The following is a 15495-nucleotide window of genomic DNA, read 5'->3' as shown; positions in this document are numbered from 1 at the left end:
CCATGCCTTTAGGGCGAGAAAGTATCGCTAACCTTTACCTCTCGGTAAGGGTGCGTGATAATCATGAATACAACAGCAATGTAAAGGCACAGTGATGAGCCAAGACGAATACTTCTCTGTGCGAGCGGCCATGCGGATAAATGTGGAGCCTCTCGCCGACAATCAACCGCAACCGGACGCGGATGGCTTCATCGCGGAGATCCCCGCGCCATTTCGCTTGGCGAGCCAATGCGGCCAGCTTGATGCTGACGTGGAAAAGGATTTACAGTCGATTGACCCTAATGACGCGTCAGCATTGTTCCGCATTTTGCAGACTCAAAACGAAAAGCTCACACTGATGATGGGCTACATGCTTAGCCATGAAGATCAGCCTTCTCACCGCTTTATCACCCATACCGTTGGGGCGAGTCGTTTTTCGTACCTGAGTCCATCGCCGTTAGCACTTGGGGTACATGCACGCGTCAAGCTGTTCCTTGATCATCCACCCACAGCCATTTATTGCTACGGCGTGGTGACCGATTGCGAGCATCACCAAGAAGACGATGGCAATCAGCCTCACTATTTGATCCAAATCCAGTACACACGGTTATTGGAAGAAGACCAAGACACTCTCATTCGTGCCGCGTTGTATCATCAGCAAAAACTCTTAAAAAAACGCGCACGCGACCGAAAACAATCAAGCAGTTAAACTCATGACCCAACAACCGCTCTACGCTTTCACTCTGCCCACGGGCCCCGGCGACGTTAAACACCTTGGTAACCTAGCAGGGGCCGCGCTTCCGCTAGCGATTGCAACCTTAACCCAACAGCATGCGGGCCCGGTTTTTCTATTGGTCCCGGATAACCAAACCGCGGTGCGATTACAGCCGGCCATTCGCCAGTTCACCCAAGGTGAGTGCGATCTTTTTCCAGATTGGGAAACGCTGCCGTACGACAGTTTTTCGCCCCACCAAGACATTATTTCGGCACGCCTATCGTGCTTGTATCAACTGCCGCACCAGAAAGCTGGAGTATTAATCGCACCGGCCAGTACGGCACTGCAACGCGTCACACCAAGACAGTTTTTGCACCAACATGCGTTGATGGTGAAAAAAGGCGATATTCTTTCGCTTGAAAAGCTGCGTGACCAACTCACCGATGCCGGCTACCGCCATGTTGATCAGGTGATGGAACATGGTGAATTCGCCAGCCGCGGCTCCATTCTTGATTTATTTCCGATGGGCAGCGACGAACCCTATCGCATTGACTTTTTTGATGATGAAGTCGATACCATTCGTCAATTTGATCCGGAAAACCAGCGCTCAACCGGCGAACTGACCCAGATCCAATTACTGCCGGCTCATGAGTTTCCTACCGATGATGCCGCCGTCGAATACTTTCGCGGCCGTTTTCGTGAACACTTTGAAGCGCGCCGAGAGCCTGAGTCGATTTATCAGCAAGTCAGCAAAAAAACCTGGCCAGCGGGGATCGAGTATTGGCTGCCGCTATTTTTCGAGCAAACCGAAACCTTGTTCGATTATTTGCCTGACAACACACTTATCTTATCGGTCGGCGATATCGATGCGGCGATCAGCCACTTTGAAGCAGATGTCGCCAACCGCTATGATCAACGCCGTGTTGATCCGCTGCGTCCACTGCTTCCTCCCGATGCACTATGGCTGAGCAAAGGCACCCTGTTTGCGACGCTCAAACAGTACCCTCGGCTTAAGCTTGAAAGTGACAGCGTCACAGAAAAAGCCGGACGCGAGAATCTGGATATCTCGCCACTGCCGTCACTGACCGTTAACCACCAAGCGAAAGAGCCGTTGGCCGCATTGCGTCAATTCAGCGAAGCGTATAGCGGTAAGGTGATTTTCTCGGTCGAATCGGAAGGTCGACGCGAAGCATTGTTGGATTTACTTGGCCAAGCGAAAATCCGCCCTATGGTCGCAGATGGCTTATCCGAAGCCCTATCACAACCCGGTCGTTTTGGTTTAATCATCGGTCCGGTAGACCAAGGCTTTATTGATAACCCGCGCCAATTTGCCCTAATCTGCGAAAGTGACATGTTCGGCGAGCGCGCCGTGCAACAACGCCGACGCGAAAAACGCAAACAAACCGTCAGTAATGATGCCGTGATCCGCAGCTTGGCAGAGCTCAAACCGGGACAAGCAGTGGTTCACCTTGAGCACGGTATTGGCCGCTATCAAGGTTTGCAAACCTTAGAGGCCGGCGGCTTAAAAACCGAATACATGACGCTCGAATACCAGCAAGGAGCCAAACTGTATGTGCCTGTCGGCGCATTGCATTTAATTAGCCGTTACTCTGGCGGAGCGGAAGACACCGCACCTATCCATAAATTAGGCGGCGAAGCGTGGGAAAAAGCCCGTCGCCGTGCGGCCGAAAAAGTCCGTGATGTCGCCGCAGAGCTTTTGGATGTCTATGCCAAACGCGAAACCAAGCCAGGCTTTACCTTTACTCACGACAAAGAGGCCTATCAAACATTTCGGGCCACCTTCCCGTTTGAAGAAACCGCAGATCAGTCCCAAGCGATTAATGCGGTGTTATCCGACATGTGCCGCCCGATCGCCATGGATCGCCTGGTCTGCGGCGATGTTGGCTTCGGCAAAACGGAAGTGGCAATGCGTGCGACGTTCCTCGCCGTAAACAACAGTAAGCAAGTTGCTGTATTAGTGCCAACCACCTTGCTCGCGCAACAGCACTTTGAAAACTTCCGCGATCGATTCGCTAACCTGCCAGTGCGGGTTGAAGTGCTCTCACGTTTTAAATCCGCCAAAGAGCAAAAAGCAATCATGGCCGATTGCGAAGCCGGCAAAGTCGACATACTGATCGGCACCCATAAGTTACTGCAATCCGATGTCAAAGTACGGGATTTAGGCTTACTGATTGTCGACGAAGAACACCGCTTTGGGGTACGTCAAAAAGAGAAAATCAAAGCCATGCGTGCCAATGTTGATATTCTCACGCTCACCGCCACACCGATTCCCCGGACACTCAATATGGCCATGAGTGGCATGCGTGATCTGTCGATTATTGCGACCCCGCCCTCACGACGCTTAGCGGTGAAGACTTTTGTCCGCGAGCGCGAAGACAACTTGATCAAAGAATCGCTCTTGCGCGAAATCATGCGCGGGGGGCAAGTGTACTTTTTGCACAACGATATCGAGACAATAGAAAAAACCGCGAATGAAATCAGTGACATGATCCCTGAAGCTCGCGTGACCGTGGCGCATGGGCAAATGCGCGAGCGTGAGCTAGAAAAAATCATGAGTGATTTCTATCACCAAAAGTACAATGTATTAGTGTGTACCACCATCATCGAAACCGGCATCGATATTCCCTCAGCCAACACCATTATTATTGATCGCGCCGATCACTTTGGCTTGGCGCAGCTTCATCAGTTACGTGGCCGGGTTGGACGCTCACACCACCAAGCCTATGCGTATCTGCTCACGCCACATCCAAAACGCATGACCAAAGATGCGGTCAAACGACTCGACGCCATTGCCGCGCTGGAAGATTTAGGGGCCGGTTTTACTCTCGCGACGCAAGATTTGGAAATTCGTGGGGCGGGCGAGTTATTGGGCGATGAGCAGAGCGGCCAAATTCAATCGATTGGCTTTACCCTCTACATGGATATGTTAGAGCAAGCGGTTGAAGCCTTAAAAGAGGGCAAAGAGCCAAGCCTAGATGCACTGCTCAATGAACAGACCGACATTGAATTGCGGCTACCTGCCCTATTACCGGATGACTATATTCCGGACATTAATATGCGCCTATCGATGTATAAACGCATTGCCAGCGCCAAGTCCAACGACGACATGAACGAGCTGCAAGTCGAGCTGATTGACCGCTTTGGATTACTGCCTGATGCGGCGAAGAACCTCCTCCACATTCAGCAACTGAAAATACGTGCCGCGAGCCTAGGCGTGAAGAAGATCGAGGCCAGTGAACGGGGTGGCTTAGTGGAGTTTCATGAAAACGCGCAAATTGATCCCGGATTTTTAGTGGGACTGTTACAATCGCGCCCAGATAAGTTTAAGTTTGACGGGCCAACTAAGATCAAGTTTGTCGAAACGCTCACCGACCGACGCGAGCGGATGAACTTTATTGATGAGCTGTTGACTCAATTTGCGAGCCATCAGTTAGTCGCCTAGTGCGTCAACAAACCCAATGAGAGGCGGCTGACAACGTCGCCTTTCATTACCAATGGAGTAACCAGTGAGAAATCATCAACGTCCCGCGAAAGATTGGCGCTCAGCCGCAGGCCTAAAAGGAATTGTGGTGTTATTACTGTTGTCATTAAGCCAGCCCGTCTGGGCTAAACGGCTTTATGATGTCGAATTAATTGTTTTTAAGCGCAACCAAGATCCTGCAAGCGTAGAAGAAAACTGGCCATCGCAAGACAGCGAGAGCAGTGTGAGCCGCGGCGTGCCAGTCACCAATCAACGCGCGTTACAAGACGCCGGGTTAACGCCATTGTCACCTAACCAATGGCAACTTAACGATGCCTACAACAAATTAAAAAACCATGCAGGCTTTACGCCCATGGTTCATGTGGCATGGCGCCAAGATGACAGTGGTCGAGCGGCACTGCCTTTACTGCGAGTGATGGCAGGAAAAGACTATCGCGCAAGTTTTAATCCCGACGGCACGCCGATCAAAGCAACGCCTGAGCCGAAGACCGCTAACGACCCTAGCGATGGCTTAAGCCGCAAAGACTGGGACGAACAAAGCGTCTCCGAGCCCGCGACACCGCAGGGATTGTATGAACTTGACGGCACACTACGTGTCTATGTTCAGCATTACTTATATGTCGAGGCCGATATGGTGTTACGCGAGCCGACTGAACGTCGCGCTTTAGTTGAAGACATCATTGATATGCCACTGCAACGCGCCGATGCTGCCGCGAATCAAAATAACGATGTGCAAGTGGTAGGGCTACAGAAAGTAGAAAAACAATACCATGTTGAACGCTACTTGCAGCCTTATGCATTTACCCACAAACGCCGTATGCGCAGTGGTGAAACACATTATCTCGATAATCCAATGATGGGATTAATTATTCAGGTCCGCAAAGTCAATAACGGTTAATCGACAGTCTCTCATTGAAAGCCGTTCATTGAAAAAATCGCATTAAAAAGCCGGCACATCAAGCCGGCTTTTTTAGTTTCACGCTCACAGCCCCAGTCAGACTATGAGGATGACGGTTTCGCACCCGGCTTGCCCGTATGGCGACGATTTTTACTCATCGGTTTATGCCCTCGTGCTTTTTCGCCCGAACGTTGGCCATCTTGATACTGCTTTGGCTTCTTCGGTTTTTTCGGCTTCAGTGGTCGCGTATCTAACCGCGACTCCGGCAGAGGATTCGCCACTGGGAAACCCTCAAGGCTAAGGCGCGGTAACACTTGCTTGGTTAGACGTTCAATCGCAAAGAGATCTTTAGCTTCGTCGGCACAGACGAGCGAAATCGCATGACCCACAGCGCCGGCCCGTCCGGTCCGTCCAATACGGTGAACATAATCTTCAGCGACATGGGGCAAATCAAAGTTAACCACTTGTGGTAATTGCGCAATATCGATGCCACGCGCGGCAATATCGGTCGCGACAAGCACACGTACATCACCGGTTTTGAATTGCTCCAGTGCTTTGGTACGTGCGCCTTGGCTTTTATTACCGTGAATCGCGGCAGCACTGACGCCATACTCATCTAAATAACGCGACAGACGATTGGCACCGTGCTTGGTTTTACTAAAGACCAACACTTGTTGCCAGTTGTTATCGGCAATTAACGATAAGAGCATCGGCGCTTTTTGCTTTTTATCAACAGGATAAATGCACTGTTCGACACTGGTCGCCGCTTGGTTAGCAGGGCTGACCGAAATCTCTACCGGATTGTTGACCATGCCTTTGGCAAGTTGACGGATCTCATCCGAGAAGGTGGCTGAGAACAATAGATTCTGACGTTTCGCAGGCAAAGCGGCCAAAATCTTACGGATATCACGAATAAAGCCCATATCCAGCATGCGATCGGCTTCATCCAGCACCAACACTTCAAGTTGCGAAAAGTTGACGGCATTCTGGTTATACAGATCCAATAAACGACCCGGCGTTGCCACGAGGACGTCGGCCCCTTTACGCAATTTCATCATTTGCGGGTTTATCTTCACCCCACCATACACCACCAGCGAGGTCAGCGGCGTGTACTGACTGTATTGTTCAACGTTTTTATGAACTTGTGCGGCGAGTTCACGCGTTGGCGTTAAAATCAAAGTGCGAACGTGATTCGGGCGCGCACGTTTACCGGCTTGCAAACGTTCTAAAATCGGTAACGTAAACCCAGCGGTTTTACCGGTGCCGGTTTGCGCGGCAGCCATCACATCTTGGCCTTCAATCACTGCCGGAATCGCTTTAGCCTGAATCGGTGATGGAATGGTATAGCCTTGCTCTTGCACGGCTTTAAGGAGTGGTGCAGATAGTCCTAAAGAGGAGAAACTCATCAATTGATCTCAATAAATAAAAAAATGTCGCCACGTGTAGACACCCTACCCGTCGCTTAAGGGCATGAATATCAATATCGTTGTATGAGGAAAACTCGGCGTTCAGGAGGGTTGCTCTAGAAGTGATATCAATAATCTTGATTGCGGCGCCATTGTGACGACTTTCGCGCCATTGAGCAACAATTATCGCAAAAGCGCCATCTTCAAAAAGAAAACCGGAGACAGGCCCCGGTTTAGATTAGGCGTGTTATCTCACTTTAGTGCAGCTTCAAGCTTGGACGTAACACACGGTTAATGCGGCCGACTAACATCATCAAGCCGGTTTTTACATAGCCGTGCAACGCAATTTGATGCATGCGATACAAAGAAATATAAACCACACGCGCGATGCGCCCTTCGATCATCATTGAGCCTTTGGTCAGGTTCCCCATTAAGCTGCCAACCGTCGAGAAGCGGCTTAAGGAAACCAGCGAACCATGATCTTTAAACACATAAGGTTTAAGTTCACGCCCGTTCATTTTCGCAACAATATTGCTAAAGCACAGGCTCGCCATTTGATGAGCAGACTGCGCGCGCGGTGGCACTTTACTGCCATCTTCCTGCGTGCACGCCGCGCAATCACCAATCACAAAAATATCCTCGTCACGGGTGGTTTGTAAGGTGTTCTTCACCTCAAGCTGATTAATGCGGTTGGTTTCTAAACCCGCAATATCTTTCAAGAAATCAGGCGCTTTAATCCCCGCAGCCCAAACCATAATATCAGCATGGATACGTTCACCCGATTTGGTTTCTAGGCCATCTTCATCAGCTTTTACCACAAAGGTGTTGGTTTTTACTGTTACACCGAGTTTTAATAACTCTTGATGCGCGGCACTAGAAATACGTGGCGGTAACGCCGGTAGGATTCGCTCGCCCGCTTCAACCAAGGTCACATTCAACTTAGAGTTCTCGAGGTCACGGAAACCATAGTTGCGCAGCTCTTTAATCGCATTATGCAGCTCAGCAGACAATTCAACGCCTGTCGCCCCCGCACCGACAATGGCAATATCAACACTGCCGTCACCGTGTTTCGCGTGCAGGCGCAAAAACTCATTGTTCATTTCACGGCGGAAACGGTGTGCCTGTTTCGGGTTATCCAGGAAAATACARTTGTCACGCACGCCAGGGGTATTAAAGTCATTAGAGGTCGAGCCAATCGCCATCACTAGGGTGTCATATTCGAGCTCACGCTCGGGCATTAATAGCTCGTTATTCTCGTCATACATGGGGGCGAGGGTGATCACCTTGCGTTCGCGATCAATATCCCACAATGTGCCCACTTGGAAATCAAACCCATGATTTTTAGCATGCGCGCGATAGCTTAATGCATCGACGCCTTCATCCATCGATCCCGTGGCCACCTCGTGCAGCAGGGGTTTCCATAAATGACTACTGTTTTTATCGACGAGGGTGATTTCAGCACGGCGTTTGCGGCCTAACGTGCGGCCTAGCTTGGTCGCGAGCTCAAGCCCGCCTGCACCACCGCCGACAACGATAATTTTGGTCACTTCTACATCCTTACCTTAATTAAAAAACACTCGCTAGCCGCACGTATGCCACTAGCTAAAATCGATCTTAAGTACGCCACTTTCTATTTGTTAGTGACTAACAACATAATCTGGATCAGTGCGTGTGGTTTATTGCTGTGTAGTTGGTCAGCACGCCCGTCCATTTTGCCGTAAAATGGCGATCACTTCGACCCTTGTCTGTGCTTTATTTACGAATAAAATGTAGGAAAATAACACCAAGCGCGTATAACAATGGCCTAGCTATACGCTCGATACGGGAAAGTGACCATCAGGTAGACGTTTTAAAGTGCGCAATCGCTTGTAAATGCGTAGAAAGGTTTTTAAATTTATGGGTTTGCACCTCGTCCCAACGCACAGGATAGAAAGGTGAAAGCAGATGATAGCTACGTTGACTGTCTAGCACATCGTCTTCATGTGATAGGATAACCAACGCCCGCTGCTGGTTGCGCTGACGAAAATCAGTGACACATTTAGTTGCAATATCTTCGTACTCTTCAGGACGGTCGATTTTGCCCGGCATATTTTCCTCAGGGTGCAAGTTAGGGTTGATCACAACCTGCTTTATCCCGCACAAAAATCCAATTCGCTCTGACCAATACCCGCCTAGCCCAACACCACATATTAATGGGTTAGGATCCTGGCTGGCTTCGATCTGCGTTTGCACCTGTTTAAGTAAGTGCTGCATATCATGTTTGGGGTGCAGGGTGCTGTAATTAATGGTGCGAACATCGTCATCAACAAATTGAAGTTGAAGCACTTTTTCGTGGTTGCCTGGACTGGTGGCATCAAAGCCATGCAGATAGATGATCATAAGCGGTCCTTGCTGATTGCGCTAAGAATGTAATAGCCTTTATCAATAGCATAGCTGCTTACACGCAAAAATGAGCAAGATCACCCTAGCGAGGATCAGGGTATTTTTATCCAGCCATGCCTTGCAAACGCGACGCCCATTGCTCAAGTTCTTCTATCAAGTGCGTACGTTGATCATCATCCAAGCTTTTATCGAACCTGAGTAACCAGTCAAGGCGCCGAGAGCGATAGATCGCCATGTCTGTCTGCGTATCACTACCACCGCGCCAGGCGACGAGGTCATCCACCCATTGACGCAGTTGACTGTCCAAGTCATCGCGTTGGCGTGTCTCAATCAGGTTAAATAGCCGCGCTTGCAACTGCTCACGTACCGTGATGAAGGTMGGCATCGCGCGTTGCTGGTAGTCCGCCATCTCAGCATAGAATGGCGCTTGGCTGTCTGTGGTGTGTCCGACCCAACCCTCAGTGCGCGCTTCAAGCTCTTCTTGTTGTTCGGCTAGCCGTTTTTGCGGTGATTGCTGGTCACGGCGCGCTTGTGCCTCCGCAATTTCGTCTTTTAAAAATTGGGTCAATCGCTCAGCCTGACGATCATCCAGACTTTGCAATAAACGCGTCGCCGCCGGGATCAGTGCATTGAGTGTGGCTTGTATCCGAGTTTTAAACCCAGCTTGATGATCGCGCAATTGGTCCCATGTTTGCCGTTCCGTACTTTGCGCGGCGATCAAGGTGAGCCGATCCGCTAACCGAGGCAACTCCTCCAAGCGATGCCATTGCTGAACTGCATCGAGGTCCGCTTTTACTTGACGCGATTGGGTGGCGGTCAGGTCGACAATATCGTCCAGGTAATAGTGAATCCAAAACGGCAACGTATTGTACGCAAGCTCCGTGGTACATCCCGCAAGCACCAACAGACAGCCTACAAACCAGCCTGTTCGACACCGCCGTTTGCAATCCTTGACCATATTGCCTCCTTATCCTTATTCGCCTATGCGTCAGCTACGAGGGATTTATCCGAATGTAACGGGCGGTCTACTCTGAAAGCTGTTGATACAGCACGTCCGCTGCTTGATTGTACGCAGGTAATCCATACAGATTCGCCCCCACCTCATACCAACATAGTGCTAAATAATCGGTAAACGGCAACCAAGCGTTGGCGCGTGCGAGGATAACATTCACCGATTTTAGTTGCCGCAGAGCACAATAACGCGGCACCACAGTGTGTGGTAACCAGCCATTAGCACGACAAAAGAGCGCGATATCAAGATAAGGATCACCGGCGCGGGCATACTCCCAATCAAGCACACACGGGTTACCATCTGGCTCGATCACCACATTGTAAGCGCCCAAGTCCATGTGACACACCGCCGATGGCTCATACGTTGGGAGCGGACTGTGTGCGAGCACCTTATGTTTGAGCCGGTGTAAACGCGCTACCACACCATCAGGCAGTTGCTTTTCATAATGAGCGCATTGTGCCTCGACGGACGCGGTTTCCAGATCCGTCGGCAATTGGTGAATACGGGATAAAAGTGGAATAAGGATCGATGCCTGATCGGTTTTTAGATTACAAAGCGGTTCGCCATCCACCCAAGGCACCAATAATCCTTCGCCGTTGTGGACAATCGGCTGACGCGCCAGCCCATGCTCAGCGGCCAAAGATTGCGCCTGAGCTTCACGCGCACGGTCAATGGCAAAAGCATTCGCCGCTCGACCATGGGGACGCCAAATACTGCGCCCCCCCTGTGAGTCGGTGAGTCGTAAACAGCGATTTGTCAAGCCCGCTGCCAACGGCTCGACACCGGTAACCTCGGTAGGGACACCATAATAGCGCGTCAGTGCGGTAGATAAGGTCTGCGCCAGAGCAGGAGACCATTCAACGGCTGACAAAGCGTTCTACATCCTGCCAAGCGATCACTCCTGACTGTAAGTCCATTAACTGCAAACTCAGCTGATAAGGGGCCTGACCGGTGATTTTACCACTCAGTTGATACTGCGCACCCAGCATGCGGCCATATTGCATAATGGTCGCGGGATCCACCAGCACCTGATTCGCTGCCAACCCTAGCGAGGCGCGGACCGCCTGTACTCTCGCTTCAGGAACAGGCGTTATCCGACCGGATTCGATTAAGCCCGCTTGCAACTGCGTTGAATACCTTGGGATAGGAAAATAATCGCCACTGCTATTTTGGATCGGTTGGACCAAGGTCACTGGCGATACCTTTAAAGGCTCACTCGCCAATAAGGCTTCCACCGCAGCACGCATGGCGCGATCAATGCCGTTATGCACCTGCGAATCTGATGAACGTGCTGCGCGGTTGGTGTCTGGCGACGGGTTAACCGGCTGGTAGCGAGGCGCACACCCTGCGAGTAACAGCACGAGCGCGCCCACCATTAGTTGAGGCAAGCGCAACTTGCCCCATTTTTTCGTCCATCGGCGTGACCACTTAAGGTTCGCGGTTTTCATGGTTTCATTCATATTTAATGGGTTAACCCACCACCATGGGCCCAAGCGCTCGCCCACCCACTAAATGCATGTGGATATGATAGACCTCTTGGCCACCATGTTGATTACAGTTCATGATCAAACGATAGCCGTTTTCGGCAACCCCTTCGTCCGCTGCAATTTTCTTGGCCACGGTAATCATACGCCCGAGCGCGAGCTCATCATCTGGCTCCACATCATTGGTCGTTGGGATCAATTTGTTGGGTACAATAAGCACATGAACCGGCGCGCGCGGATTAATATCACGGAAGGCAGTAACAAGTTCATCCTGATAGACAACATCCGCGGGGATTTCTTTGCGAATGATTTTGCTGAAAATAGTTTCTTCCGCCATGGTCGATTCCCTTTTATGATTGTGTGTCGGCCAAGTATGCGGCAGCCCCCAATGAAGGGCAATATGCTAACGGTACGAATGTGCAACAATTCGGTCAATGCGCGGTGAAATATCCGTCAATCCCCGGTAAAAACAGGGGCTGAATCAAGTAATCGATTGCGTTACCATAGCACCGATGCATTGACATGTAAGGATCACACCATGACCACCCTGCTTTTCAAAAACGCTTCTGTCGTCAACGAAGGACACGTTGTTGAGACCGATGTACTGATCGAAAATGGCCGCATTAGCCAGATTGCTCGCGACATCAGTGCCCCTGCGGCCGCCGATTGTCGCGTGATTGATGCAACCGGCAAACACCTATTACCTGGAATGATTGATGACCAAGTTCACTTTCGTGAGCCTGGCTTCCCGAAAAAAGGCACTATTGCCACTGAATCGAAAGCCGCGGTTGCCGGCGGCATCACCACCTACATGGAAATGCCCAACGTTAACCCGCCGACCACTACGCTAGAGGCACTGGAAGAAAAGTATCAACGCGCATCACAATCCAGTCATGCCAATTACGCCTTTTATCTTGGCGCTACTAACGACAATATCGATGAGATCCGTCGTCTTGATCCCAACGCTGCGTGTGGCGTGAAGGTATTTATGGGCGCGTCAACCGGGAACATGTTGGTCAACGATCCTGAAACACTGAACGCAATTTTTGCCGACTGCCCAACGCTGATCGCAACCCATTGCGAAGACACGCCAATGATCAATGAACTGGAAGGCATATATCGGGAAAAATATGGCGACGACGTCCCCATTGATGCGCACGCCCATATTCGTTCCAAAGAAGCGTGCTTAAAATCGTCGCAACTGGCGGTTAACTTAGCCAAAAAACACGGGACACGCTTGCATGTATTGCATCTGACGACCGAAGACGAGCTGTACCAGTTTGAGCCTGCTAAAACCCTAGAAGCCTTGCAGCAAAAGCAAATCACTGCCGAAGCCTGCGTTCATCACCTGTTTTTTAATCGCGACGACTACGACAGCAAAGGGACACTGATCAAATGTAATCCTGCGATCAAAGAGGCGCACCACCAGCAAGCGCTCATTCAAGCGGTGAAAGACGGGGTTATCGATGTGATTGCCACCGATCATGCGCCGCACACCTTTGAAGAGAAGCAAAATACCTACTTTAACGCCCCAGCCGGCCTACCCTTAGTGCAACATGCCTTACAAGTGGCGTTAGAATTTTATCATCGCGGGATTTTTGATTTGCCGTTGGTGGTACAAAAAGTGGCTCATGCGCCGGCTGTTCGCTATCAGGTGAAAGAGCGCGGTTTCGTTCGTGAAGGCTACTGGGCCGACTTAGTACTGGTGGATCTGAACCAAACTCAGACAGTCAGCCAAGAAAATCTCTTTTATCAGTGCCAGTGGTCACCGTTTGACGGCCACACCTTTGGGTCAAGCATTGAGATGACTCTCGTTAATGGCGAAGTCGCGTTTGAGCACGGTCAGCACAGTGAGAAGCGCTACTCCACGCGTCTAGCGTTCGACCGCAGCTAAACGACGTAACCCGTAATCGATACGCGCGCGACACCAAAACGAATCCGTCGCGCGCTTTTCTTTTTGCCTGCGCGGTCAAACTCTCACATCACAAACCTTGCTTATAATAACGATTTGCTTTTATATCCGAATCGTTTATTGTGTTGTTGATATATGGATATTCACGCTGCTTGGTTTCAACACCGGATGATGTTGAAAAGCTGTGTTCGCAAGGAGAGGTAACCTTAAGCGTCTTTCGGTTATCGCGACACTCGTATCCTACCTCTTCCACTGGCGTAAGCCGTTCAAAGGCACCAGCTGGCTGATATCCGCATCAGGGCGTACATTGCAAAGCCATCGCAAGCAATGATGACCCCACATGAATGACTCACGTTTGCTCGGTAATCCAGCAGGCGTAACCCAAATCATCGAGCCATCGCCGCAGTCCATATCATGCACGTTATTGTCGTGCAGAAGGCACCGGCAAGCTCGGGACGTCGAATAATCAACCAGTGAGGTGATGATGTCTTCATCTGCTTCTAAGCCACTGCTCAGTGTCAAAAACTTGAGCGTGTCATTTACTACCAACGACGGTATGGTCGATGCCGTTAAAAACGTAAGCTTTGACATCATGCCCGGTGAAACCGTGGCTGTCGTTGGCGAATCAGGATCGGGTAAATCGGTCTCTAGCAGTGCCGTGATGGGCCTGCTGCCCAATAACGCTGTGGTAAAACCTGAATCGCAAGTAAGCTTTAACGATACCAATGTTCTGACCTTGTCGACCAAGCAAATTCAGAAAATGCGCGGTGATCGTGTCGCGATGATTTTCCAAGAGCCAATGACTTCACTGAACCCGTATATGCGCGTTGGCGAGCAGTTAACCGAAGCCATTCAGTGTCACCACCGCACCACGTCAGACAAGGCCAAGCAGCGGATTATCGATCTCCTTAATTTAGTCCACCTTCCTAACCCCACTAGCGCATTGCAAAAATACCCGCATGAGTTTTCAGGCGGCCAATTGCAACGCATCATGATTGCTATGGCCCTAGTGAATGAGCCTGACTTGCTGATCGCCGATGAGCCAACAACGGCCCTGGATGTAACGGTACAAGCCGAAGTATTGAACTTGATTGGCGAACTACAGCAAAAGATGGGCATGGCGATCATGTTTATCTCCCATGACTTGGCCGTGGTGAAACACTTAGCCGACCGCGTTGTGGTGATGTGTAAAGGTGAAGTGGTTGAAACCAACGACACCAAAGCCTTGTTCGATAATCCGCAAGAAGATTACACCAAAATGCTGATTGACGCGGTACCGCGTGGTCGCAAAGCGGCTGTCAACGAGGATTCAGAAAACTTGCTAACCGTGGATAATGTCACCATCAAGTATTTCCTTGGTGCTGACTTCTTTGGCGGCAACAAACGCTATTTTGAAGCGGTGAGCGACATTAGCTTATCGCTACGCCGTGGGGAGACCTTAGGTATCGTGGGCGAGTCTGGATCGGGTAAATCGACCCTGGGCCGCGCAATTATGCGCTTGTTGCCCGTTGCCGAAGGCCGAGTCTGTTTTCGAGGTCACGATATCCACGAAATAAAAAACAGTGAGAATAAAGCGCTATGCCGCGATATGCAGATGGTGTTCCAAGACCCATTTGGCTCACTGTCACCCCGCATGACGGTCGGTGAAATTGTGGCTGAGGGCTTGCGCACTCACTTTCCAGAGCTCGACAAAAAAGAGCGTCTCGATCGGGTAAAAGATGCCCTTTATGAAGTACGTCTCGATAGTTCCGCGATTAACCGTTATCCGCACGAGTTCTCTGGCGGTCAGCGTCAGCGAATTGCGATTGCACGCGCCTTGATCTTGAATCCTGCGTTTATCTTACTCGACGAACCAACCTCTGCATTGGACCGTTCAGTGCAGTTGACCGTGATTGATTTGTTGAAAGACATTCAACAGCGTCACAATATTGGCTATCTGTTTATCAGCCATGACTTGAGTGTAGTTCGTGCGCTATCAGACCGCGTCATGGTCATGCAAAACGGCAAAGTCATGGAGGCAGGCACACCAGAAGAAATCTTCCATCACCCGCAACACGAATACACGCGTAACCTGATTGCCGCGTCGTTCGATCTGGAAGAAGAGGAAGTGGCTTAGCCCACGCAGTGATGTCCAAACGGGCAACATCGTTCGGTAGACAAAAAATGCGCCAAATTGGCGCATTTTTTATGACATCTATCCGCTTA

Annotated in this window: 12 protein-coding genes; 5 read left to right on the top strand and 7 right to left on the bottom strand. The window is 50.5% G+C overall.

Features of this window, described 5'->3' with window-relative positions:
- Nucleotides 1-94: 94 nt before the first annotated feature.
- The 3 genes from BZG77_RS09065 (at nt 95) to BZG77_RS09055 (ending at nt 5094) form a co-directional block, all read left to right on the top strand.
- On the top strand, nt 95-688 hold the full coding sequence (locus BZG77_RS09065) for a hypothetical protein (protein ID WP_077647000.1): 594 nt from the start codon (nt 95-97) through the stop codon (nt 686-688).
- A 4-nt stretch (nt 689-692) separates the two neighbouring features.
- Entirely contained in the window at nt 693-4157 is a 3465-nt protein-coding gene (mfd, locus tag BZG77_RS09060; RefSeq protein ID WP_077646999.1) for a transcription-repair coupling factor, read from the top strand.
- 64 nt (nt 4158-4221) lie between these two features.
- The gene (locus BZG77_RS09055; protein ID WP_077646998.1) at nt 4222-5094 is read left to right on the top strand and encodes a peptidoglycan binding protein CsiV; all 873 of its coding nucleotides are present in this window, start codon (nt 4222-4224) and stop codon (nt 5092-5094) included.
- Nucleotides 5095-5195: 101 nt separating this feature from the next.
- On the opposite strand, the gene BZG77_RS09050 is transcribed toward BZG77_RS09055, so the two are convergent.
- The 7 genes from BZG77_RS09050 to hinT form a co-directional block, all read right to left on the bottom strand.
- Nucleotides 5196-6500 carry a DEAD/DEAH box helicase gene (locus BZG77_RS09050; protein WP_021022820.1) on the bottom strand — a complete coding sequence of 435 codons (1305 nt, stop codon included), beginning with the start codon at nt 6498-6500 and terminating at the stop codon, nt 5196-5198.
- A gap of 257 nt (nt 6501-6757) precedes the next feature.
- Nucleotides 6758-8047 (bottom strand): NAD(P)/FAD-dependent oxidoreductase, encoded by a 1290-nt coding sequence (locus BZG77_RS09045; RefSeq protein ID WP_077646997.1) that lies wholly within the window; start codon nt 8045-8047, stop codon nt 6758-6760.
- 289 nt (nt 8048-8336) lie between these two features.
- A complete protein-coding gene (gene ycfP / locus BZG77_RS09040; protein WP_077646996.1) occupies nt 8337-8879 on the bottom strand; it encodes an alpha/beta hydrolase YcfP in 543 nt (180 codons plus the stop codon).
- Nucleotides 8880-8985: 106 nt separating this feature from the next.
- Entirely contained in the window at nt 8986-9840 is an 855-nt protein-coding gene (locus tag BZG77_RS09035; RefSeq protein WP_077646995.1) for a DUF6279 family lipoprotein, read from the bottom strand.
- 67 nt (nt 9841-9907) lie between these two features.
- Nucleotides 9908-10765 carry a phosphotransferase gene (locus tag BZG77_RS09030; protein ID WP_077646994.1) on the bottom strand — a complete coding sequence of 286 codons (858 nt, stop codon included), beginning with the start codon at nt 10763-10765 and terminating at the stop codon, nt 9908-9910.
- Nucleotides 10752-11342, bottom strand: coding sequence for a hypothetical protein (locus tag BZG77_RS09025; RefSeq protein WP_158011431.1), 591 nt, complete (start codon nt 11340-11342; stop codon nt 10752-10754). The genes BZG77_RS09030 and BZG77_RS09025 overlap by 14 nt, the downstream gene beginning before the upstream one ends.
- A 22-nt stretch (nt 11343-11364) precedes the next feature.
- Nucleotides 11365-11715, bottom strand: coding sequence for a purine nucleoside phosphoramidase (hinT, locus tag BZG77_RS09020; protein ID WP_077460639.1), 351 nt, complete (start codon nt 11713-11715; stop codon nt 11365-11367).
- A gap of 201 nt (nt 11716-11916) precedes the next feature.
- On the opposite strand from hinT, the gene BZG77_RS09015 reads away from it, so the two are divergent.
- Together BZG77_RS09015 and BZG77_RS09010 are read left to right on the top strand one after the other, a co-directional pair.
- Nucleotides 11917-13272: a dihydroorotase gene (locus BZG77_RS09015; RefSeq protein ID WP_077646992.1), complete on the top strand. Its 1356-nt coding sequence runs from the start codon at nt 11917-11919 to the stop codon at nt 13270-13272.
- Nucleotides 13273-13774: 502 nt separating this feature from the next.
- Nucleotides 13775-15406: an ABC transporter ATP-binding protein gene (locus BZG77_RS09010; RefSeq protein WP_021022828.1), complete on the top strand. Its 1632-nt coding sequence runs from the start codon at nt 13775-13777 to the stop codon at nt 15404-15406.
- Nucleotides 15407-15495: the final 89 nt, after the last annotated feature.

It is taken from the genome of Salinivibrio sp. IB643 (assembly GCF_001996105.1).
In the GTDB taxonomy this organism is placed as follows: Bacteria; Pseudomonadota; Gammaproteobacteria; order Enterobacterales; family Vibrionaceae; genus Salinivibrio; species Salinivibrio costicola.
Note: the sequence above shows the minus strand (reverse complement) of the source record. Positions and strands in the feature narration are given on the sequence as shown.